This window comes from Micrococcus sp. HOU01 (assembly GCF_035609305.1).
Classification (GTDB): Bacteria; Actinomycetota; Actinomycetes; order Actinomycetales; family Micrococcaceae; genus Micrococcus; species Micrococcus luteus.
The window spans coordinates 2,043,498-2,065,877 of record NZ_CP141211.1; the positions used below are offsets into that span (position 1 = coordinate 2,043,498).

Below are 22,380 nucleotides of genomic sequence, written 5' to 3' on the forward strand. Positions count from 1 at the left end.
TTCGGCGACCGGCTCGGCGGTGGGGCGCCGACCTCGAGGGGATGGGTCGGTTAGATCCGGACGCGGTAGCCGGCCGCTTCGATGGCCGTCCGCACGGAGTCCGCGGAGGCGGGCCCGGTCACGGTGACGGGGGAGGCCCCGCCGGCGACCAGTTCGACCCGGACATCGTCCACCCCGTCCAGGGCGCTCACGGCCTCGGCGACGGAGCCCACGCAGTGTCCGCAGGTCATGCCCTCCACCTGGTAGGTCGCGTCGCCGGCGCTCGTCCCGGTTGGGTCGGCACTCTGGCGCCCGGCGGGGGCGGTGGCGTCGGCGGCTGGGGCGCAGCACGAGCAGCCGTTGGTGGCCCCCGGCAGCGGGGTGCGGGCGGATTCGGTCATGACGGTCTCCTTCAGGTCTGAGGGCGGCGCCGGACGGCGCCTCTCCTCTTGGTATATACCCCCCGGGGGTATCATTCAAGGGGTGGAGCGCCGGTGTTCACGGTGGATAAACGGGTGCGCCGGTAGGTGGGCTGGTCGGGGGGCTGCTTGGTGGGCAGGTCGATGGTGAACGTCGCCCCGGCCGTGGTGGAGGTGGCGCTCAGGGTGCCGCCGTGGGTCTGGATGAGAGCTCGGGAGATGGCCAGGCCGACCCCGGAGCCGCCGTGGTCACGGTCGCGGGCGGTGTCCCCGCGGTAGAAGCGTTCGAAGACGTGCGGCAGGTGCTCGGGAGAGATCCCCTCCCCGGTGTCGGTGACGCTGAGCGTGACCCCGGACGGGCTTTGTCGGGCCTCGAGGGTGACCCGGCCCCAGGCCGGGGTGTGGCGCAGGGCGTTGGTGAGCAGGTTGCCCAGGACCTGGCCTATGCGCTGGCGGTCCACGTCCACGGCCAGGCCCGGATCGGCGTCCATGGTCAGGGCCACGCCCTTGGTGGCGTAGGCCTCCTTGTGGGCCTCGGTCGCGGCATGCAGCAGCCCGCTGACCCCTTGGGGGCTGCGGTCCAGTTCGATCCGGCCCTCCTCGGCGCGGGAGACGTCGTTGATGTCCTCCACCAGCCGGGTCAACCGGGCCAGCTGCTCGCCCATCAGCTCACCGGTGGGCTCGTCCCAGTGGGACACCCCGTCTTGCAGGGCCTCGTGGTAGACGGTCAGCACGGAGACGGGGGTGCGCAGCTCGTGGGCCAGGTCCGAGAGCATCCGTCGCCGGGTGTCCTCGGTGCGCTGAAGCCGTGCGGCCATGGTGTTGAAAGACCCTGCCAGCTCCTCCACCTCGGTGCCGGCGCCCATGGCCGGCACGCGGGTGTCGTACCGTCCACCGGCCATGGCCTTGGCCGCCTGGGTCAGGGCGTTGATCGGACTCTGGATCCGGCGGGCGACATGCCAGGTCAATGCCAGACAACAGATCAAGGCCGTGGCCAGGGCCACGCCCAGGGTCCAGAAATTGGCGTCCCGGTAGGCCTGCTCCACGTGCAGCACCTGGGCTGCATCGTGTCTGGCCCCGGCCTGTTCCAGGTGCTCGTGGAACAGTGGTGGGCCGGCCAGGGAGGCCACCACCACCGCGGCCAGCACGCTGGCCCCCACCACCAGCAGCTGGGCGAGGAAGAACCGGGCCGCTAATCCTTGGTAGCGCCGCCGGCCGGTCATTGCTCCGCCATCCGGTAGCCGACCCCGCGGACGGTGTCGATATAGCGGGCCGGGTCCGTGTCGAGCTTGCGGCGCAGATTCTTGATGTGCACGTCCACGAGCCGTTCATCGCCCACCCAGGCCGGGTCCCAGACGATATCGATCAGCTGGCGCCGGGAGAAGGCCTGGTGCGGGCGCCCCGACAAGGCGGCCAGCAGGTCGAACTCCGTGCGCGTTAGTTGCACCACCTGGCCCGACACGCGGGCCTCGTGGGCGGCCAGGTCGATGACCAGGTCACCGCAGACCCGTTCCGGTTCGGGGGCTGACACCGTTGTGCGCGGCCGGCGCATGACCGCCCCCACCCGGGCGACCAGCTCCCGGACGCTGAAGGGTTTGGTGATGTAGTCATCGGCCCCCACCGCCAATCCCGCCAACCGGTGGTGCTCATCGCCGCGGGCGGTGAGCATCAGCACATAGCACTCGGAGAAGGCCCGCACCCGCAGGCACACCTCGATCCCGTCCAGCCCGGGCAGGCCCAGGTCCAGGACCATCACGTCGGGCTCGTGAACCCGGGCGGCCTGCACTGCGGCCGGGCCGGTGTGGGTGAGGGCCACCTCGTCAGCCGGCCCGCTCCAGGTAGGTGGCCACCATGCGCGCCAGCGGCTTCTCGTCATCGACCACCAACACCCGGCCGGCCGCCGGACCAGTCCCAGTGTCAGTCCCAGTGCCAGTGCCAGAGTTCATGGGTCCAGTCTCGCTCTGTCTCGCGCCCCGGCGGCTCAGAACGGTGCCGGGGCGGGGAATCTTCATCGAATCTTCAAGGCAAACCGCCCCATCCCGGCGCGTCACCGGCCAACAATGGTAGAAGCCCCGCCTTTTGGCCCGGGGCGGAAAGGCTCCATGACCCCCCTGACCCGCAGAACCCTGATCGCCGGCGGGCTGACCCTGCTCGGCGCTGGCACCCTCACCGCCTGCGCCGCGCCGAACCCCGCGACATCCCCGGCGGCCGGCACCGGCACGCAGGGCACCGGCACGGCCATCACCCACGTCCATGCCCTCACCCGGGACCCCGAGTCCGGTGAGGTGCTGCTGGCCACCCACCAGGGCCTGTTCCGGCTCCAGGACGGGGAGCTGACCCAGGTCGGTCCGGTCGTGGACTTCATGGGTTTCACCCTGACTCCCGAGGGCCGCTACCTGGCCTCGGGTCACCCCGCGCCGCGCACCGACCTGCCCGAGCCGCTGGGCCTGGCCGAGTCCACCGACCGGGGCCAGAGCTGGACGGTGCTCTCCCGCGGCGGCGCATCCGATTTCCACGCCCTGGCCGCCGGCCCGAACGGGGTCCTCGGCTTCGATGGGCAACTGCGCGCCAGCACCGACGGCCTCACCTGGCAGAGCCTTGAGATCCCCGTCGCCCCGGCATCGCTGGCGATCTCCCCCCAAACCGGGACCGTGCTGGCCACCACCGAAACCGGCATGTTGCGCTCGACCGACCACGGCGCGACCTGGACCACCCTGGACACCCCCCAGCTGATGCACCTGGTCGCCTGGGCCGATGACACCACCGCCGTGGGCGCCGGCACCGAGGGACACCTGCTGACCAGCACCGACGCCGGCGACACCTGGACCGCCAGCGACCGCCCGGTCGGCACGGCCTCCGCCCTGGGCGCCGGCATCACCGACGACGGGCAGACCGAAGCACTGCTGGTCATCGGTTCGACCGTGCTGTCCACCACCGACGGCGGGAACACCACCGAACAGCTGCTGTGACCGGGCCCCACCGCCCCCAGCCGGCCCGGACCCGAACCTCGATCAGCGCAGACGGACAGGAAAGGACAACGCGGATGGCGGCAGGACACCGAAGCACTTCCCGCCACCCCCTGTCCGGCTGGCCCGCCCTGCGAACCGTTCTGGGCACCCTCGCGCTGATCCTGAGCCTGCTCGGGATGCACGCTGGTACGGGCACCAGCGCGGCTTGGGCCGCCACCGGTACGGCCGCCGCCACAACTGTTCATCACCTCGGGCCGGGGGCCATCGGTCCGGCCGGCATGGTGCCCGAGGTCGTGCTCCCGGCCGAGCCTGCCGGGGATGAGGCAGCCGACCCCGGGCTGCCGGTCTGTGCCCTGGAGGCCGTGGACGATACCTGCGCCTCGGCCCTGACCAAGGCACCTGTCGTCTCCCACTTGGCCTCCCGGGCCCTCCTGTCTAGCCCCGGTGGGGGACTGACCGCACCACCCCTGCCCTGGGTTGCCCATTTCCGGCCCCCGTGGACCCTTCACTGGCTCAACTGGCCATCAGCCGCACCTAAAGCCCCCGGCCGCGCCCCACCGGTGAGCGCAAGGTCCGCCAATACCTCCGGGTGACAGCGGCACGCAGCCCAGGTACGCCACCGGCCTCACCCAGCAACTGATCAGCCATGCCCGGCCCCGTCGCGCCCGCCTGCGACACGGGGCCGGATGACGGAAAGAAGAACCGATGACCTCCTCACTGACCACCCGCCGCACCTTCCTGGGCGCCTCCGTCGGGGCCCTGGCGCTGGCCGGGCTGGCCGCCTGCGCCGATCCCGCCATCAGCCCCCAACCGTCAGGGCGCATCCTGCCCACCGACCCGCTGGTCGCCGAGTACGAGAAACGACGCGCCGCCTCGGGCACCACCGTCACCCACCGGCTCTCCGCCGCACCCCTCGAGACCTCCCTCCAGGGTCGGGGCCTGACCACCTGGGGATACAACGACGGCCTCAACGGGCCGCTGCTGCGCGCCCAGACCGGGGATCTGCTCAAGGTCAGCGTCGCCAACAACCTGCCCGAGGACACGAGCGTGCACTGGCACGGGCTGGCCCTGCGCAACGACGCCGACGGAGTCCAGGGGGTGACCCAGGACCCCATCGCCGCCGGAGGACGCTATACGTACGGCTTCCGGCTGTCCCATCCGGGCACGTACTGGTACCACTCCCACTTCGACACCCAGCGCGAACGCGCCCTGTACGGGGCCCTGATCGTCGAGGACCCCAACGAGCCCCTCAGCTACAACCAGGAATGGGTCGTGATCCTGGACGACTGGCTCGACGGGATCACCGGAACACCGCAGGACGTCGTCGAGGAACTCTCCGCCGGGATGGACATGTCCGGCGACATGGAGGGCATGGCCGGCATGGCGGGCATGGACCACGGGTCCATGAGCCAGGACAGCTCCTCGGGCATGCCCATGAAGCACATGCTCATGGGCGCTGAGAGCGACTATCTGGGCGGGGACGCCGGCGACGTGAAGATCCCCGTGCACCTGTTCAACGGCCGCCCCCCATCCGACCCGGACACCTTCTCCAGCACCCCGGGCAACCGGATCCGCCTGCGCTTGATCAACGCGGCCGGAGACACCGCCTACCGGGTCGGGATCCCCGGCCAGGAACTGACCATCACCCACACCGACGGGTTCCCGGTCCAGCCCCGCCAGGCCGATGCCGTCGTCCTGGGGATGGGCGAACGCCTGGACGTGCTGATCACCCTCGGCGACCAGGCGGTGCCCGTACTGGCCCTGCCCGAGGGCAAGACCGGCCACGCCTACGGCATCATCGCAGCCGGTCCAAAGACCACGCTCTCCGGTCGGCTCCCGCAGACCCTGGGCGGAACCGTGCTCGATGGCAGCCGACTGAAGGCACACGAATCCGTCCTGCTCCCACCCAAGGACCCGACCAGGACCCACGAGGTACGCCTCACCGGATCGATGATGGAGTACGACTGGGGCATCAACGGGCGACGCTTCGACCCGGCCAACCCCTTCGAGGGCGCCTTCGAACTCCGGTTGGACGAACGCGTGCGGGTCACGATGACCAACGACACCGACATGTGGCACCCCATGCACCTGCACGGCCACACCTTCCAGCTGGCCGACCATGGCGCCCGCAAGGACACGGTCATCATCAAACCCCGGCAAACCATCGTCTTCGACTTCGAGGCGGACAACCCGGGTCAGTGGCTGACCCACTGCCACAACGCCTACCACGCCGAGGCCGGGATGATGGGCGTCTTCTCCTACATCCACTGACCCTCCCGCTCGGCCCACACCCCTCCATCCACGGGGGGATCGCACGGTGGCCGCCCAGGAAAGAACATGCCTTTATCGCTCACCCCCACCCACCGTGCCCAGCCCGCCCGAGACCTCTGGCCCGGCACCCCCGTCCTGACCCGTAGGAGGAAATGAATGGGCGAGTACTTCGCTCAGACGGTCCAATCCGGCGCTCTGCTGCTGGCCATCCCCCTGGCCGCCATCGCCGGAATCGTCTCCTTCCTCTCGCCGTGCATCCTGCCGCTCGTGCCCGAATATCTGGGCTACGTCTCCGGACTGTCCGACCCCACCCGCCCGGACAACCGCCGCCGGGTGATGACCGGAGTGGGCCTGTTCATCCTCGGCTTCGCCGCCGTCTTCACCCTCTACGGGGCCGCCTTCGGTCTGATCGGCGGCTGGTTGCTGCGCTGGCAGGACCTGCTGATCCGCATCCTCGGCGTCCTCGTCATCCTCATGGGACTGGCGTTGATGGGCATGCTCACCTTCCTGCAACGGACCACGACCCCCTCCTTCACCCCCCGGACCGGCCTGGCCGGAGCCCCACTGCTGGGCCTGGGCTTCGGCCTGGGCTGGACACCCTGCATGGGACCGACACTCAGCGCCGTGCTGGCCCTGAGCACCACCACCGGAGGGGCATGGCGCGGGGCCCTGCTCGGCTTCGTCTACTGCCTGGGACTGGGCATACCCTTCGTGCTCGTCGCCAGAGGCCTGGGCTGGGTCAGCACCGCACTGGGCTTCGTGCGCCGCCACATGCGCGCCTTCAATATCGCCGGCGGCACCCTGCTCGTGCTGGTCGGCGTCCTGATGGCCACCGGAATCTGGACGGCGTGGATCTACCAACTCCAGAACCTCGCCGGAACCTTCACCACCCCCGTCTAAGAGACTCCCCCCCCCAACCTGGCCCAGACCCAGACCCTGCACACCGGCCGTGGAATCACTAGGGTCTGCCGCCACCGCATACGACGGCGCCCGCCCCTAACCAAGTGCAGTTAAGGACGCGGGCACCGATGGGACCTGTCAGGTCAGTACCGCGTCACGGTCAGCGTCGTGGTGGTGCACAAGGCGACCCTCTTCAGGGGGGGCGCCTTAGGATGCCGCCAAGGTCCCCAACATGAGCCCAGTTGCTGGTCGTTAGGGGTACCTCGTGTCCCGCGCGGCCGACGCTACCGGCGTTTCAGGCGTCGGCGGCTGCCTAACTTCCCAGACCGACCCAGCTGAGCACGATGGTGGCCAGGAGGGTGAGCACAGCCACTAGGGCGTGTCTGACAATCGTTTGGATTACGCGAGCACCGCCCGCGTCCGCTGCGGCGATCAGCATCTGAAGCACCCGATCCCAGGTGCCTTCTTCGGCCATGCGTCGATACCAGGTCCACACTTCTCTGCCGCGGCCAGAAGACCTTGGGCAGATCGCGCTAGGCGATCCCGCACCGGTACCGGTAGATGATGGCCTCGATCATCATCCGCGCATCCGAGAAGGGCCTGCCGGGCCGGCCCGTGTGAGTAGGCAGCATCGGGGCGATCAGCTCCCACTGGGCATCGGAGAGCATCTGGAAACGGGACATGCCTTCCAAGGTGCCAGTGGGCCCCTAGACTGTTTGTCAGACACGCCCTAGGAGCGTATATGGCCTCTACCTCTCCAACGCTTTTGCCGTTCCGGATCGATTCTCTAGCCACCTCGCTCTTCGCCAAGGAGACAGGCTTCAGCGGCCCCCAGCTCCATGACTTCTTCGCTCGTTACACCGACGTGCTGGGCCCCTATCGGTGGAACGGGAGCCCCTCCCGATGGCAGATCTTCCAGACCGGGTTGCATTCTCTTCCGCTGCCTCAACAACGCGCCGTGCTACTGGAGTTGTGTTCCTACGACGGCGAGTTCAAAAACGGCCGCCCCCCTGAAGGGGAGCTCACCCGGCTACGGGCCATGCTCCTCTCCGCCGGCACCCCCGGCGCGCAGGCAGCACAGGAGTCCCTGCAGAAGCTCGAGGACTGGGAGGCCGTCAACAGGTCCTGGCAGGCCGCGCTGACCAAAGTCCAGGACGACCCAGACGGAGCTATCACCGCGACCCGCACCACCATCGAGAGCGTGTGCAAGCACATCTGCGATGAACGCGGAGTGAAGTACGAAGACGGGTGGGATCTCGCTCGGCTCTACAAGGCCACCTCAAGTGCGATGCAGGTGGCACCGGATCAGCACAGCGAACAGATCATCAAGCAGATCCTCAGCGGGGCGGCAACGCTTGTTGGAGGACTGGCCGCGATGAGGAATGCCCTCAGCGACGCCCACGGTCGAGGCAAGCGCTCTGTGGGGCCAGCACCTCGCCATGCCAAGCTCGCGGTCAACGCGGGGTTCGCCATCGCCGGCTTCCTCATCGACACCCACGTAGAGAAACCGCCCGTTTCCAGCTGACCCTCTCGGCCCCGATTCTTAGGTTTAGAACGGCAGGGCCCCGTGTACGTTGTGCCTGTGGAGCAACTTGCAGATCGCGGCGTCATCCGCACAGCCCTGGACGACTTCGGACATGCCTGGGGTCAGCGCATCGACCGCTGGCGCGCCGATGGACAGACCCACACGGAGAAGTCCTTCGCCCAGCAGTTCTGGTCCGACCTGCTACGCGCTTTCGGGGTGATCCCCGAACGCATCGACCTGTTCGAGCGCGGGGCCGCGCGCGCCTCCACCGGTGGGGCCGGCGACATCGACTTCTTCTGGTCCGGTGTCGCCCTGGGCGAGGCCAAGTCCCTGGGCGCTAACCTCGACGTCGCCCACGCCCAGGCGTTGGACTACCTCGCCGGCGGGTCCATCGGTCAGCACGAGTGGCCCAAGTACGTGCTCGTCACGGACTTCGCCCGCATCCGCGTCGAACGTCTCGGAGACGCCGGCTGGGTGGCCGAGTTCGGCGTAGAAGACGCTGCGGACCACGTGGACCAGCTGATGTTCCTCGCCGGCCAGGACACCGTGACCAAGACCGAGGAACAAGAGGCCTCCATCGCGGCCGCGCAGCTGATGGCCTCCATGTTCACTGCCCTCGTCGGGGACGAGGTGGACGTACCCGTAGGCGAGGAGGCCCCCGAGGACGCCGAAGAGGAGGAGTTCGCCACCCAGCAGGCCTCGATCCTGCTCACCCGGCTGCTGTTCCTGCTCTACGGAGACGACGCCGGCCTGTGGGAGGCCGACCTGTTCCAGCGTTGGGTGGAGTGGGACACCACCGCCGACAACCTCGGCCCCCAGCTCGACGCGCTCTTCCGCGTGCTCAACACCCCAGAGAACCGGCGCCGCGGCGTGCCGGACTCTCTGGCCCGCTTCCCCTACGTCAACGGCGGCATCTTCGACGGCACCTCCACGGCCGGCTTCCTCACCAACGACTTCCGGGACGCGCTCGTGGCCGCCTGCCGGTTCCGGTGGACCCAGATCTCCCCGGCCGTATTCGGCTCCATGTTCCAACTGGTCAAGTCCAAGCAGGCCCGCCGCGGGGACGGAGAGCACTACACCTCCGAGGAGAACATCCTCAAGACCATCGGCCCGCTCTTCCTGGACGAGTACCGCGCCCGCGCGGACCGGCTCATCCAGAACAAGACCACCACCCGGCGTGAGGTGATCGGGCTGATCGAGGAGATGGCCGCCAACATCTACGTCGACCCGGCCTGCGGAGCCGGCAACTTCTTGAACCTGGCCTACGCCAAGCTGCGCGAGATCGAGAGGGACCTGCTGGCCGACCAGCGCCGCCGCACCGGGTCCCAGGACCTGTCCCTGGACGTGAGCTTGGACCAGCGGATCCACATCGACCGGTTCTACGGGATCGAGATCAACTGGTGGCCGGCCAAGATCGCCGAGACCGCCATGTTCCTAGTGGACCACCAGGCCAACCGGCAGCTGGCCGCCGCACTCGGCCAGGCCCCGGTGCGTCTGCCGATCAAGATCACCGCCACGATCTACCAGCACGACGCGCTCACCCTCGACTGGTCTCAGGCTCTCCCCGCCCCGGCCGGGCGCACGTTCGTGTTCGGCAACCCCCCGTTCCTAGGTGACCACACCCGCACGGCTGCCCAGCTGGCGCTGATGCAGGCAGCCTGGGGAGAAGGCAAGCAGCTCTCCCGCCTGGACTTCGTGACCTCCTGGCACGCACTCACCCTGCGCCTTCTGGCTGAGCGGGATGGGGAGTGGGCGTTCGTGACCACGAACTCGATCGTTCAGGGGGACCAGCCGGCCCGCTTGTTCGCCCCGATCTTCGCCGCCGGCTGGCGGATCAAGTTCGCCCACCGCACCTTCGCGTGGGACTCCCAGGCCCCCGGCAAGGCCGCAGTGCACTGCGTGATCATCGGCTTCACCCGCGACCGGGACGCCAAGGCACGCCTGTTCAAATACGAGCACGCACGAGGCGAGGCCCGCGAGGTGCCCGGGGTGAAGACGATCAACGCCTACCTGGTGGACGGACCCGACGTGCTGGTGCAGAAGCGCAGCACCCCGCTCGCCCCCGACATGCCGGAGGTCGTCTATGGTTCCAAGCCCACGGATGACGGCAACCTCATCGTCACCGCAGAGCAGTACCAGGCCGTGATGGCCGACCCGGTGATGGCCCCCTACGTGCGCCCTTACGTCGGCGCGGTCGAACTCATCCGCGGCCAGCAACGCTGGTGCCTCTGGCTGACCGACATGGAGCCCGACGCGCCTTCCCGCTCCCCCGAGCTCAAGCGTCGCCTCCAGGGCGTGGCCGCTGAACGGGCCAAGTCCAAGGCCGCCTCCACCCGGGACTGGGCGCGCTTCCCCCACCTGTTCCGCCAGCGCGGCCTCGTCTCCGATGTGCCCTTCGTCGGGATCCCAGAAGTCAGCAGTGAGGGGCGCGCCTACCTGCCCGTGGCCCACTTCGAGCCCGACGTCATCATCTCCAACAAGGTCTACGGTGCCGTGGACCCCGACGGCATCGTCTTCGCCGTGGCCTCCTCCTCGATGTTCATCACCTGGATGAAGACCGTCGGAGGACGACTGGAGTCCCGCATCTCGTTCTCCAGCACGATCACCTGGAACGGCTTCCCCCTGCCTGCTCTGACCGACAAGGACCGAGCCTCTCTAGCCAAGGCCGGCCAGAAAGTCCTCGAAGCCCGGGCTCTCCACCCCGAGCGATCCCTGGCCCAGCACTACGCACCTCTGAGCATGGACCCGGTCCTGGTGAGAGCCCACGACGGGTTGGACACCGTGATGGACAAGATCATGGGAGCACCCCGCCGGTGCCGTACCGAGCTAGAACGTCAGGAGTTGCTCTTCACTCGGTATGCGGAGCTAACCGGGTGAGGATGAGGAGCTCAGCCTGAAGACAATTTTCAATGCTCCTGTAGCATTGACATATGGAAGCTCTGTTTGATCGCAACGGATATACGTGCGCCTGGATGAAAGATGACACTCTCTTCGACCTCGCTGGCCGTGTGGTTGCCTACATCGACCAGACACAGGTCTTTGGCCGCCAGGGCCGCCACTTCGGCAGGCTTGTGGAGGGTAATGTACGGGATCATTATGGCGATGTAGTCGCTTGGACGCGGAAGTCTCATGAAGGCCCCCTGAAGCCTGTGGCCGCTATCCCGCCTATCCCGCCCTTGACTGAAATCGTTCCCATCCGGCCCATTTTCGCAATCCCCCCAATCCCCCCTATAAATTCGCTGAACTGGTCACGTATGACGTGGCCCGAGTTCATCGCTCAGTAGAATCACGGTAAGCCTGCCCAGGGCCTCCGTGCACCTCACCAACAGGCCGCTCGCGCCAGTAGCATTAAAAACTAGCGCCTATTTATAGCCCCATGCGAGCAAGAGATGTGTACAGCGTCTGCCGGCTCACCCCGAACGTGCGCGCCACCTCCGCCTTCGGGATGCCCATGTTGATCATCACCCGCGCTTGCTCCACGTCCGTGCCCGAGAGCTTCGAGGCCTGCACGTACTTGCCTCTCGCCTTGGCCAGGGCGATGCCCTCGGCCTGGCGCTCCTTGATCCGCCGGCGCTCGAACTCAGCGAACGCCGCCAGGATGCTCAACATCAGCCCGTCCACGGGAGAGGTCCCGGACTTGTCCACCGTGATGCGCTCGGACACGAACTGCACCGCACACCCCTTGTCGGTGAGCTCGTCCACGATCGCGTACAGGTCCCGAGTGTCCCGTCCCAGCCGATCCATCGAGGCGACCTTCACCAGGTCCCCCTCGCGGACGTACCGCATCAGCTCGGCCAACCCGGCGCGCTTGGCCCTCGAGCTGCCGGAGATCTTGTCCTCGAAGACCCGGTCGCACTCCCCCACCGCCTCGAGCTGACGATCCAGGTTCTGCTCCGCCGAGCTCACCCGCACGTACCCCACGGCCTGTCCAACCACGTCTTAGACCCTCCGACACTTCTGTCTAACGGCCCGGTTTGGGACCGTCTCTGACGTGATGGTCTCGTGGGCGGGCGGGGTGTGTAAAGGGGTATACCCCTTTACACGTCCCTGCCGCCTACGAGACCATCACGTCAGAGTGGGTGTGGCTTTGTGAGATAGATGGCGGCTTTCCTTCAGGATTAAATGGCGGCGCATGCTGTCCGCCCAGAAGCGTCGACGTCCACGGGGTCACTTAAATGCTCCGCTCGTGAGACAAGGGCCTCGGAGTCACGGGGCCTTGGCGAGTGCAGTAAGGATGGTTTGGGCCAGCGGTGCGGCGTCGGTGGAGACGAAGCCGAGCAGGGCCGAGCCGCGGTTGCGTTGCCAGGACCGCCCGATCGTGTACAACCCTGCGACCGGGCTCACCCCCTCGGGGGCGTGCAGAACCCCGGTGGGGTCCAGGGCGGCCGGGATGCGGATCCACCGGTCGGCGTGCCGGTACCCGGTGGCCCACACGATGACCTCGGGGGTGTACCGCGTGCCGTCGGCGAACCCCACGATGCCGCCCTGCAGCCCGGTCGCCCGAGGCCGGGTCCGGATGTTCACTCCCGTGAGAGCGGCCCGGTCTGTGCCGATGATGGGGTCATGGGCCCGCAGCCACTTCCCTGGCACCGAGCCGGCCGGGGCGCTCATCGCCCCGGTGCGGGTCAGCCACCAGAACATGTCCTTGCCTCCGAGGCGTTGGGGCAGGTGTCGGCGGGGCCGGCCGGTGGACAGGTGCACCCTCTTGCCGGTCGCTGCCAGCTCCAGGGCGATCTGCACCCCGGTGTTCCCGCCACCGACGGCCAGCACTTCCTGACCGGGGACGCTGGCCGGGGTGCGGTAGTTCTTGGCGTGGAGTTGCCGCGGCCCGCGCCCGTCCCGGGCCGCCCAGTCGGGGAGGAAGGGTGTCCCGAAGGCGCCGGTGGCCACGACCACGCTGCGGGCGCGTAGCTGCCGGCCGGTGGCGGTGGTGGCGGTGAACGCGCCGAGGCGTCCGTGGAGGTCGGTGATCGCGGTGCCGGTCGCTGGGGTCAGGCTTTGGTGGCGGGCGAAGTCCTGGAGGTAGTCGGCCACCGCGTCCTTGCCCGGGTATGCCTCCGGATCCCCCGGGAAAAGCAAGTCGGCGAGTCGGTTGTGCCGGGCCGGGGTGAACAGGCGCAGTGAGTTCCAGCGGGACCGCCAACTGTGCCCGAGGGCCGGGGCGCGGTCCACGAGCAGCGGGTGCAGTCCGGCCCGGTTCAGGTAGTGGCCCATGACCAGGCCGGCTAGGTGTAGGAGGGCATGACGTTGTTGACACGCACCGGGGCCAACGAGGCCGGTGGAGCATCTCCGCAGGAGGTATGCGGCCGATGGTAGTTGTAGTGATTCACCCACACCTGAAGGGCCTCACGCCGAGCCCGCTCTGAGGTGTAGGGGCGGGCGTAGAGGACCTCATCGACCATCAGCCGGTTGTACCGCTCGACCTTCCCGTTGTGCTTTGGCGTGTAGGGGCGGATCCGGTGATGCCGGCCCCCGAGAGAGACCACCTTCGCGGTGAAGTCCACGGCCCGGTAGTTGTTCCCGTTGTCCGTGACCACCCGGTCCGCGGTGATGCCGTGAGCGGCGAAGAACGCCCGCGCCGACAGAGCCCCGCGGAGTGGTGGGCTTTGAGGTGATGCTCGTTGCCTACCGGTCGCCTTCTTCGAGGGCGACAGGTTCAGTATTGCTGGTCTTGTAGATCTTGGCCGTAGAGGCTTCGGAGAGGTAGCGGCGGTCGTCGACCTGCCACTCGTCGTGGGTGTCGGCCAGCACGGCCCCGACGAGGCGGATGACCGCGGCCTCGTTGGGGAAGATCCCGACGACGCGGGAGCGGCGCTTGATCTCCTTGTTCAGCCGCTCCAGGGGGTTGGTCGACCAGATCTTGCGCCAGTGCTCGCGCGGGAACGCAGCGAACGCGAGGACCTCGGACTTCGCGTCGTCCATCAGCGGGGCCGTCTTGGGATACCGGGCGGCGAGGTCGTCCCGCACCTTGTCCCACTGCTTGGCCATCGAGGCCAGGTCGGGCTGGGCAAAGATCGTGCGGAAGACCGCAGCGACCATCTCGGTCTCCGCCTTGGGCACGTGCGCCAGCACGTTGCGGATGAAGTGCACCCGGCACCGTTGGTGGGCCGAGCCCTGGAACACCCGCCTCAGCGCCGCGACCAGGCCGGCGTGCTGGTCGGAGATCACCAGCTGCACCCCGCCCAGGCCGCGCTTCTTCAGACCGGCCAGGAACGCCCGCCAGAAGACCTCGTCCTCGCTGTCCCCGACGTCCAGGCCCAGGATCTCCCGGCGGCCGTGCTCGGTCACGCCGGTGGCGATCACGACCGCTTTGGACACGACCATCCCGGCCTCGGAGCGCACGTGCAGGTAGGTCGCGTCCAGGTAGACGTAGGGGAAGCGGGCGTGGTCCAGGGCCCGGGTGCGGAACGCCCCGACCGCCTCATCCAGGCCGGCGCAGATCCGCGACACCTCGGACTTGGAGATCCCGGTCCCGCCCAGGGCGACCACGAGGTTGTCCACCGACCGGGTCGAGACGCCGTGGACGTAGGCCTCCATCACCACCGCGTACAGCGCCTGGTCGATCCGCCGACGCGGTTCCAGGATCGAGGGGAAGAACGACCCGGTGCGCAGCTTGGGAATCGCGACCGTGACGTCACCGCCCTTGGTCGTGAGCAGCTTGGGCCGGGACCCGTTGCGCTCGGTCGCGCGGGTGTCGGTGCGTTCGTAGCGGCCTGCTCCGATGGCCTGCGCGGCCTCGGTCTCGATCAGCTCCTGCAGGACCATCCGCACGGACTCGCGGACCAGGTCCACGCCGTCACCGGCGCGAAGTGCGTCCAGCAGGTCGGACACGGCAGACTGGGGAAGGGTCATCGGTGAGATCTCCTCTGGTGAGTGCTTGGCGGTACACACCGAGCATCTCGCCGATGACCCCACTATGTCAGGGAGCCACACCGGCCACCCAAACCCCACCACTCCACGGGACTCTTACCCCGCGCGCCCGGCAGAAGAACCCGATCGTGGTCACCGCCCGCTCATCCTCCAACGCCTCCGTGTACGCCAGGCGGGTGAACCCGTCGATCGCCGAGTGCAGGTACGTGTACCCGACCCGCTGGCCAGACCCCCGCTTGGAAGCACGCCCTGCCTCACTGTCTCTTCCGTGGGCGCGCCAGCCTCCCCCTTCAGGGATGCGTCCGATCTTCTTCACGTCCAGGTGCACCATGTGCCCTGGCCCCCTCGCGGTGATCCTCCGGGCCGGCTGCCGGCGGAGGTCTTCTCCGGCTGGGGTCAGGTCCCGTAGGCGGGAGATCCCGGCCCGGTGCAGCCACCGCCCCACGGTGCGAAGACACACCTGGTGGCCCTCGCCGACCAGATGGTGATGGATGCGCCGGGCGGACCACTTCTCGGCCCGGCGCAGGGCCTCCAGCTCGGCCACGATCGCGGGGTCGAGCCGGGCAGGTGAGCGATGGGGCCGGCTCGACCGGTCTTGCAGTCCTGCCTCGCCTTCGGCACGGTAGCGGGCGACCCAGGTGGCCACCGTGGGCCGACTGACGCGGAACTCCGCGGCCACGTGGGACTGCGGGATCCCGTCGTTCAGGTGGCGGTAGACCATGCGCAGCCGGCCGGTGGGGGTCAGAGGTGCGTTAGCGTGAGTCACGAGCGGGCTTCCTTCCGCGGATGAGTGGATGTCGCAATTCCCATCCTGCGGGGCGGAGCCCCCTCGTCTCATCTCAGCCCGGTGCCCATGTCAAGAACCTCATGACCCACAACAGCTAGGCCGGCGCCGATCACCAGGACGTCCGCGTCGGCCATGGTCGGAGAGTTCCTCGCTGCTGGGGGGATGGTGGTGGCGGGGGACTTAGTAGCCGGTGAAGGCGGGGAGGAACTGGACGAAGACAGAACCGGTGACGGTGACGTAGGCGACGGCGATGAGGGTGCCGGCCCAGCCGGTGGCGAACCGGACCACCCCGGGCGGGGCGGGAATCACGCCGTGGGCGAGGTTGCGCACGGTGAGCAGGATGAACAGCGGGATCATCGCCGCCCACACGATCATGCAGTACAGGCACAGGATGTGGATCACGAACAACGCCTGGAACCACAACCAGGCCACGAACACCATCCCCAGGGTGACCCCGGCCTGTAGCCCGGCCCAGTACCAGCGCCCGGGCCGGGCCCCGGAGAGCACCACCATCGCGGTCGAGATCACCACGGCGAAGGCCACGATCCCAATCAGCGGGTTGGGGAAGCCGAACAGCTCGGACTGCCAGGTGCCCATCACCCGCCCGCAGGACACCCACGGATTGATGTCACAGCTGGTGATGTGCCCGGCATCCTCGTACAACTCCAGGCGCTCGAGCACCAGGATCGCCGAGGCCACCCAACCGACCACCCCGGTGACCAGCAGGACCAGACCGAAGGGGCGGTGCCGGGCGACAGCCGGCACCGGCGCCGGGGCACTCGGATCAGGATCGGCTGCGCGCTCGGTGGGGAGGTCGGTGAGGGGTTCAGTCTTCACGGGTGAGTCGGTGTCGGTGGCAGGGGTGCGCATGGTGCGGCTCAGTTGCTTGCGGCCGCGTCGACCTCGGCGCGGAACTGCTCCAGGGAGGTGAGGGTGAGCATCTCACCATCCAGGAAGAAGGTCGGGGTGCCCTGCACCCCCAGGGCGATGCCGTCGGCCACGTCCGCCTCGACTCGGGCGCGGGTGGCCGGGTCGGCCACCGCCTTGTCGTAGGCGGCCATGTCCAGGCCCAACTCTTCGGCATAACCGCGGAACACCGGGCTCTTGTCCTCGGTGGCCTCACCCCACTGGGCCTGGGTCTCGAACATCCGCTGGTACATCGCCTCGTACTCACCCTGCTGGGCGGCGGCCTCCACCGCCACGGCCGCGGGCATCGCGTTGCGGTGCCCGGGCAGCGGGAAGTAACGGGTCACGAAGGTCACCGTGTCGGCGTACTCGGCCCGCAGTTCCTCCACGACCGGGTAGGCCGCCCCGCAGCCCTCGCACTCGAAGTCCAGGAACTCCACCAGCACGGCCTGCTCGTTCGGGGCCTTGGACAGCACCCGGCTGTTCGGGCGCACGACGAGCTCTCCGGCTTCCTCCGCGGTGGTCGGCCCGGACCCCTGGGCGGCGCTTTGGCCGGCCTGCGTCGCGGCGGCGTCCGGGGTGGCGTTTCGAGCGGCGCCGACGGCCACCACCCCGGCGATCACCCCGGCGACCACCACGGCGGCCAGCACGACCCAGACGATGGTCTTGGCCTTGCGGGACGTGGTGCCCGAGGTTGAGGAGTTGGCGGGGGTGGGATTGCGGGTCGGTGTGCTCACAAGGGTTCCAATCGGGTAGGGATGGCGGTGGTATCAGGGTAAGGGGCGGGTCAGGGGTGGTGGGTCTCGGTGTGGCGGTGGGCGGCCGGTTCGATCTGGAAGGTGGAGTGCTCGATGGCCACGTGGAAGTCCTCGGCCACGCACCGCTGCAGATCGGCCAGCACGGTGCCCAGGTGCCCGGCGGTCAGGCACTCATCGCGCACGGTGACATGGGCCGAGAGCACGGGGGTGTCGGAGTCGATGCGCGAGGCGTGCAGGTCGTGCACCTCGACCAGCATCGGTCCCCATCAGCGCCATGGACGCCAGCCCCACTCTGGGGGATGAGCGCTTTCGCCATCCTCCGCCTGCGGATGCGGCGGGTAGGTGACTCTCAGAGGCACGCGGCTCAAACGGTCGTTTGTGGCCGTCCTAGAGCGCGCCACGAATCTGACCACCACAACGCCGGGTAGGCCCCGCCATACTCGCTTGGACGTCGGCCCATGCAGCGCATGGGCCGACGTCCAAGCGAGTTGCGGGCTCAGCCCTTCTTGCCGCGGTTGCGGTAGGCGTCCATGACCTCGACCGGGATGCGTCCGCGGTCCTTCACGTCGAACCCGTTCTCCACGGCCCACAGCCGCACGGTGGAGGCATCCACGCCGGAACCCGAGGAACGGCGAGCCGGGGTCCGCCCGGTGGACGCGGCGCGGCCGGCCGGCCGGGCGACGTCGGTGAACTTCTTCAGCCGGTCCTGGAACTCGGCCATGATCGCGTCCAGCTCGGCCCGGTGCTCCTTGGACAGGTCGATCTCGTAATCACGCCCCGCCACGGAGAAACGCACCGCCTCAGCAGGGGTCGAGCCGTCGAAGTCATCGGCCACGGTGGAGATGATCGCCATTGTCTCTCCTTTCACGAAATGGATTCTTTCATGATGAACGTATTCCCTTATCAAGTGGACGTCAAATTTCACCCCACCCCCGAGAACGCTCACCGTAATTCCTGGGCGGTTCGGAAGACGCCGTGATAGGCGACACCAGCCCGAGCCTTACCCGGCGCTGCTCACCCCGGTGAAAGCCGTAACGGCTGATCGAGGGGCCACCCCAGCACAAACGGTCGTTCGTGGCTGCGCTTCCCGAGCACGAGACCAACCCCTCACACTCCGAGCGCCTCGCCCTATCTCCACTGCGCCTCCGCACTGCTATCTTCCTAGCCATGTTCACTCTCTGACGGCATCGCACTGAACACCCCACCATCACGAGAGGAACAACTGTGCCCACTGACCTTCTGACTCTTCACTTGCCGCAGCTCTACCCTGCTGACCAGCTCCCTGGAGGACTCGACTTTCGAGGGTTGGACGTTGGGATGGCCGACGATCTGGCCCAGTGCTATCTCATGAGCTACCCACCCGACGTCGCTGCCTCCGATCTAGACGAGGCGCGCGAGGAGATGAACGCGACCTTCCGCGGTGACTACGGAAAGCTGCGCGCCGATGCGAGCACTACAGCGTGGGTGGGCGGCCGTCTCGCCGGAGCCATCATGGTGGTCACCCACTCGATCTGGGACGCACACCTCACGGGTCCGTTCATCATCGACCTCTTCATTGCTCCCCACGCACGCGGGAAGGGGATCGGGCGGGCTCTGGTCCAACACGCCATCGCAACCTGCTGCGACGCCGGTGACCACACTCTGAGTCTGCGCTTCGGACAGGGCACCTCAGATGCGGCCATGAGGATCTACCAGCGGCTCGGATTCCGCCCCGTGGGATAGGCAATATCGGTCGATCTGTTGACAGTCTCACATGAGGACGGCCACACTACCTGCGACAGTGTTTGGTCTGTCAAAAATCTGTGTATGTGATATCTGGGCCTTAGAGACTATCTGCGGCACCATTGCTTTACACCGCTTAAGCTGCCCTAGGGAACCACGGGACACTCCCCTTGTCTGCGAGAAACAGAGGTTGCTCGACATTTTTGCTCCTTGTATTAGGACCAATATGATACGGATTTCTCCAACCTGGAAGCCGAACCTACGAAGTAGCCGTAGAGCACGTGGGGCGAGCGAGAGTAGCCAACTCGTCTAACCAGGGGCCCTCAGATGTGCCAAGCAGCGTACGAACTACCAAAATCAGGCAACTAACACACTTCCGACGAGAGGAACTACCCAGTGACAGAAGAGCAGCCCGAGACTGACCCTCGCCAGGTCTTTGTCATCCACGGACGTAACGAGCCCGCGCGAATGGGTTTGTTCACCTTCCTCCGCTCGATCGGGCTGAAGCCCATCGAATGGTCCGAAGCCATCGCGATGACCGGGCAGGGATCGCCGTACATCGGGGACGTCCTGGACGTGGCCTTCAGCGCAGCCCAGGCCGTAGTTGTCCTGCAAACCCCCGATGACGTAGCGCATCTACATGAGTCACTGACCTACCCCGACGATCCGGAGACCCGCCCCCAGATGCAGCCCCGCCCTAACTGTTGTGGGTCATGAGGTTCTTGACACGAGGCACGGGCTGAGATGAGACGAGCGGGCTCCGCCCCGCAGGATGGGAATTGCGACATCCACTCATCCGCGGAAGGAAGCCCGCTCGTGACTCACGCTAACGCACCTCTGACCCCCACCGGCCGGCTGCGCATGGTCCACCGCCACCTGAACGACGGGATCCCGCAGTCCCACGTGGCCGCGGAGTTCCGCGTCAGTCGGCCCACGGTGGCCACCTGGGTCGCCCGCTACCGCGCCCAGGGAGAAGCCGGCCTTCAGGACCTGCCCAGCCTGCCGCACCGTTCACCTGCCCAGCTCGATCCGGTTCTGGTCGCCCAGATCCACGCCCTGCGGCGGGAGCGCAAGTGGTCCGCACGGCGCATCCATCACCACCTCGTCTCCGAGGGCCACCGGGTGTGTCTTCGTACCGTGGGACGGTGGCTGCACCGGGCCGGGCTCTCCCGCCTACGGGACCTGACCCCGGCCGGAGAAGACCTGCGCCAACGACCCCAGAAGATCACCGCGAGAGGGCCGGGGCACATGGTGCACCTGGATGTGAAGAAGATCGGGAAGATCCCAGACGGGGGCGGCTGGCGCACCCACGGACGTGAAAGTGAAGCAGGCCGTGCTTCCAAGCGTGGTGCAGGCCGGCGGGTCGGCTACACCTACCTGCACTCGGCGATCGACGGGTTCACCCGCCTGGCGTACACCGAGGCGTTGGAGGACGAGAAAGCGGTGACCACGATCGGGTTCTACTGCCGGGCCCGCGCGTTCTTCGCCGCTCACGGCATCACCGTGGACCGGGTGGTCACGGACAACGGGAACAACTACCGGGCCGTGGACTTCACCCGGAAGGTGGTCTCTCTCGGGGGCCGGCATCACCGGATCCGCCCCTACACCCCGCGCCATAACGGGAAGGTCGAGCGGTACAACCGGCTGATGGTCGACGAGGTCCTCTACGCCCGCCCGTACTCCTCAGAGCGGGCTCGGCGTGAGGCCCTGCAGGTGTGGGTGAATCACTACAACTACCATCGGCCGCATACCTCCTGCGGAGAGGCTCCTCCGGCCTCGTTGGCCCCGGTGCGTGTCAACAACGTCATGCCCTCCTACACCTAACGTCCTCTTTGAGGCGGGGATGGCCTTGGCGCGGGATGCAGATCGGACGATCATCGTGGAGCTTGGCCAGATTAAGACCTTTAGCGACATTCATGGTCGCCACGTGGTTCGGCTCGACAACTCCACCACAAAACGACAACAGCTGGCTCAGCGTCTTGGGACCGCCGGATGTGCCGTCAGTCTCGAGGGGACGGACTGGCACACGGAAGGCGACCTCAACCCGCCTGCTCCTCCTGGCGGTGGACTGCCACTCGGGCGAAAGCTCCCGTCATCCCAAACGTCCGGTCAACCTCGCCTCGAGGTGGCTTTCGACAAGTCAGGCAAGAGTCAACAGCGATTGACCATCACGAATCATGGCCCCGGCGATGTCTATGACCTGGACTTCGCTCTGGCCGATGACCAGGAGAACGCTCACGAGTGGTACAAGGAGGGCTTCCCGGTACCAAAACTGCCGGCTGGAAAATCCGTCACCACAAGACGCTATCTAACTATGGCCTCCGCCAACCCGCCGTATTTCATGGTGACTGTCACGGGAAAGACAGCCGATGGCGTAGCGATCGAGACCGAGGAGTTCGTCAATGCACGGTGAGTACATTGTTCAGGTATCGGTCCCACTCGATACCGATGGGTTCGTGCGCCGCGAGTGCCCTCACTGCAGTCGGCAGTTCAAGTGGCATAGCGGCCCGGCTAATGAAGAGGCCGAGAACCACGCCCGACCCCCCGCCTACAACTGCCCATTGTGTGGACGACCGGCCCCTGACGACTCGTGGTACACCCCGGAACAGATTGAACTGCTCGAAAGGGCGGCTAGAGCCCGAATGTATGAGATTGCGCATGTGGAGCTTGAGTCAATGTTTCGTGGCAAGAAGGGACTCCAGTACAAGCGGGGGCGTGACGAAACGCTCAGGCCGGCAGAACCCCTAGTGGAACCGGATGACATGACCATCGTGACTTCACCTTGCCACCAGTTCGAACCGGTTAAGATCCCCGAGGATCACACCGCGGTTCTTTACTGCCTTGTTTGCGGCTCTCCTTTTATGGTGTGACAAAGGGCCCTTGCTGCCGCCACCTAGATACACCTCAGAACCTCCTTCAGTATGTGTCCAATTGCCCTCAAGGAGGTTCTACCTGATGCGCTGCTCGCGTGGAGGCCTGCAATGGGGTATACCGGTTGGTCAACGTGTGCCGTGGTGTTCGGACGAGATTCGTGGCCGGACCTTCCATGCCTAAAGCCGCCTGTTTCGTCGTCAGTTGTCCGCACAGTGGAGATACACCCGCAGCACGTTGACGAACCGTTGGTGGATCTCCGGAACGTCCCGGCCTCGCCCATCAGCGTCTGATTCCCATGTCTCGAAAACGTCCACAAGCTCTGCAGCGACATTGTCTACGGGTTGTAGAGCTAATAGCCTGAGCGATCCGTGCCACCTTGGGCGTCTCACCCCATTCTCCG

The 22,380-nt window shown here is 67.2% G+C and carries 18 protein-coding genes and 5 pseudogenes; 10 read left to right on the forward strand and 13 right to left on the reverse strand.

All coding sequences use genetic code 11. From position 1 onward, the window contains the following. Positions 1–50: 50 nt before the first annotated feature. The 3 genes and pseudogenes from SOY78_RS09375 to SOY78_RS09385 all read right to left on the reverse strand — a co-directional run bounded on the left by SOY78_RS09375 (position 51) and on the right by SOY78_RS09385 (position 2,344). Complete coding sequence (locus tag SOY78_RS09375) at positions 51–380, reverse strand: heavy-metal-associated domain-containing protein (RefSeq protein ID WP_060775536.1); 330 nt, start codon at positions 378–380, stop codon at positions 51–53. Positions 381–451: 71 nt separating this feature from the next. Continuing rightward, positions 452–1,621: a sensor histidine kinase gene (locus SOY78_RS09380; RefSeq protein WP_317676287.1), complete on the reverse strand. Its 1,170-nt coding sequence runs from the start codon at positions 1,619–1,621 to the stop codon at positions 452–454. After that, a pseudogene (locus SOY78_RS09385) lies at positions 1,618–2,344 on the reverse strand (response regulator). The gene SOY78_RS09380 and the pseudogene SOY78_RS09385 overlap by 4 nt, the downstream one beginning before the upstream one ends. A 156-nt stretch (positions 2,345–2,500) precedes the next feature. Here SOY78_RS09385 and SOY78_RS09390 point away from each other — a divergent pair. From SOY78_RS09390 to SOY78_RS09400, 3 genes are all read left to right on the forward strand, one after another. Next, positions 2,501–3,367 (forward strand): F510_1955 family glycosylhydrolase, encoded by an 867-nt coding sequence (locus SOY78_RS09390; RefSeq protein WP_060775534.1) that lies wholly within the window; start codon positions 2,501–2,503, stop codon positions 3,365–3,367. A 705-nt stretch (positions 3,368–4,072) separates the two neighbouring features. Further along, positions 4,073–5,638, forward strand: a complete 1,566-nt coding sequence (locus tag SOY78_RS09395; protein ID WP_324701465.1) for a multicopper oxidase family protein — start codon at positions 4,073–4,075, stop codon at positions 5,636–5,638. A 156-nt stretch (positions 5,639–5,794) separates the two neighbouring features. Beyond that, complete coding sequence (locus SOY78_RS09400; protein ID WP_141844288.1) at positions 5,795–6,538, forward strand: cytochrome c biogenesis CcdA family protein; 744 nt, start codon at positions 5,795–5,797, stop codon at positions 6,536–6,538. A gap of 586 nt (positions 6,539–7,124) precedes the next feature. Here SOY78_RS09400 and SOY78_RS11790 read toward each other — a convergent pair. Next, positions 7,125–7,221: pseudogene (locus SOY78_RS11790) on the reverse strand (IS5/IS1182 family transposase); the annotation flags it as partial. 59 nt (positions 7,222–7,280) lie between these two features. Here SOY78_RS11790 and SOY78_RS09410 point away from each other — a divergent pair. The 3 genes from SOY78_RS09410 (at position 7,281) to SOY78_RS11795 (ending at position 11,347) form a co-directional block, all read left to right on the forward strand. Then, the gene (locus tag SOY78_RS09410) at positions 7,281–8,063 is read left to right on the forward strand and encodes an abortive infection family protein (protein WP_073116909.1); all 783 of its coding nucleotides are present in this window, start codon (positions 7,281–7,283) and stop codon (positions 8,061–8,063) included. 57 nt (positions 8,064–8,120) lie between these two features. Beyond that, positions 8,121–10,940 (forward strand): DNA methyltransferase, encoded by a 2,820-nt coding sequence (locus SOY78_RS09415; protein ID WP_324701466.1) that lies wholly within the window; start codon positions 8,121–8,123, stop codon positions 10,938–10,940. Between the two features lie 95 nt (positions 10,941–11,035). Next, positions 11,036–11,347 carry a 4-fold beta flower protein gene (locus SOY78_RS11795; RefSeq protein WP_396824067.1) on the forward strand — a complete coding sequence of 104 codons (312 nt, stop codon included), beginning with the start codon at positions 11,036–11,038 and terminating at the stop codon, positions 11,345–11,347. Positions 11,348–11,429: 82 nt separating this feature from the next. Here SOY78_RS11795 and SOY78_RS09425 read toward each other — a convergent pair whose 3' ends face one another. The 9 genes and pseudogenes from SOY78_RS09425 to SOY78_RS09465 all read right to left on the reverse strand — a co-directional run bounded on the left by SOY78_RS09425 (position 11,430) and on the right by SOY78_RS09465 (position 18,237). Then, positions 11,430–11,999: a recombinase family protein gene (locus tag SOY78_RS09425; protein WP_317676290.1), complete on the reverse strand. Its 570-nt coding sequence runs from the start codon at positions 11,997–11,999 to the stop codon at positions 11,430–11,432. Between the two features lie 270 nt (positions 12,000–12,269). Further along, positions 12,270–13,277, reverse strand: coding sequence for a flavin-containing monooxygenase (locus SOY78_RS09430; RefSeq protein ID WP_051995238.1), 1,008 nt, complete (start codon positions 13,275–13,277; stop codon positions 12,270–12,272). Positions 13,278–13,288: 11 nt separating this feature from the next. Beyond that, positions 13,289–13,642 (reverse strand): annotated as a pseudogene (locus tag SOY78_RS09435) (integrase core domain-containing protein); the annotation flags it as partial. Between the two features lie 46 nt (positions 13,643–13,688). After that, on the reverse strand, positions 13,689–14,915 hold the full coding sequence (locus SOY78_RS09440; protein WP_324701467.1) for an IS256 family transposase: 1,227 nt from the start codon (positions 14,913–14,915) through the stop codon (positions 13,689–13,691). 121 nt (positions 14,916–15,036) lie between these two features. Beyond that, positions 15,037–15,699 (reverse strand): annotated as a pseudogene (locus SOY78_RS09445) (helix-turn-helix domain-containing protein); the annotation flags it as partial. Positions 15,700–15,900: 201 nt separating this feature from the next. Next, entirely contained in the window at positions 15,901–16,590 is a 690-nt protein-coding gene (locus SOY78_RS09450) for a vitamin K epoxide reductase family protein (protein ID WP_080695866.1), read from the reverse strand. A gap of 8 nt (positions 16,591–16,598) precedes the next feature. After that, complete coding sequence (locus SOY78_RS09455; RefSeq protein WP_036314616.1) at positions 16,599–17,363, reverse strand: DsbA family protein; 765 nt, start codon at positions 17,361–17,363, stop codon at positions 16,599–16,601. 50 nt (positions 17,364–17,413) lie between these two features. Then, positions 17,414–17,644 (reverse strand): annotated as a pseudogene (locus SOY78_RS09460) (cation transporter); the annotation flags it as partial. A gap of 236 nt (positions 17,645–17,880) precedes the next feature. Continuing rightward, positions 17,881–18,237 (reverse strand): histone-like nucleoid-structuring protein Lsr2, encoded by a 357-nt coding sequence (locus SOY78_RS09465; protein ID WP_104318905.1) that lies wholly within the window; start codon positions 18,235–18,237, stop codon positions 17,881–17,883. 464 nt (positions 18,238–18,701) lie between these two features. Here SOY78_RS09465 and SOY78_RS09470 point away from each other — a divergent pair, with 464 nt between their 5' ends. The 4 genes from SOY78_RS09470 to SOY78_RS09485 all read left to right on the forward strand — a co-directional run bounded on the left by SOY78_RS09470 (position 18,702) and on the right by SOY78_RS09485 (position 21,519). Next, positions 18,702–19,106, forward strand: coding sequence for a GNAT family N-acetyltransferase (locus tag SOY78_RS09470; protein WP_317676292.1), 405 nt, complete (start codon positions 18,702–18,704; stop codon positions 19,104–19,106). 396 nt (positions 19,107–19,502) lie between these two features. Next, the gene (locus tag SOY78_RS09475) at positions 19,503–19,823 is read left to right on the forward strand and encodes a TIR domain-containing protein (protein WP_324701468.1); all 321 of its coding nucleotides are present in this window, start codon (positions 19,503–19,505) and stop codon (positions 19,821–19,823) included. Positions 19,824–19,922: 99 nt separating this feature from the next. After that, positions 19,923–20,930: an IS481 family transposase gene (locus tag SOY78_RS09480; protein WP_324701469.1), complete on the forward strand. Its 1,008-nt coding sequence runs from the start codon at positions 19,923–19,925 to the stop codon at positions 20,928–20,930. A 19-nt stretch (positions 20,931–20,949) separates the two neighbouring features. Continuing rightward, entirely contained in the window at positions 20,950–21,519 is a 570-nt protein-coding gene (locus SOY78_RS09485; protein ID WP_324701470.1) for a hypothetical protein, read from the forward strand. Positions 21,520–22,380: the final 861 nt, after the last annotated feature.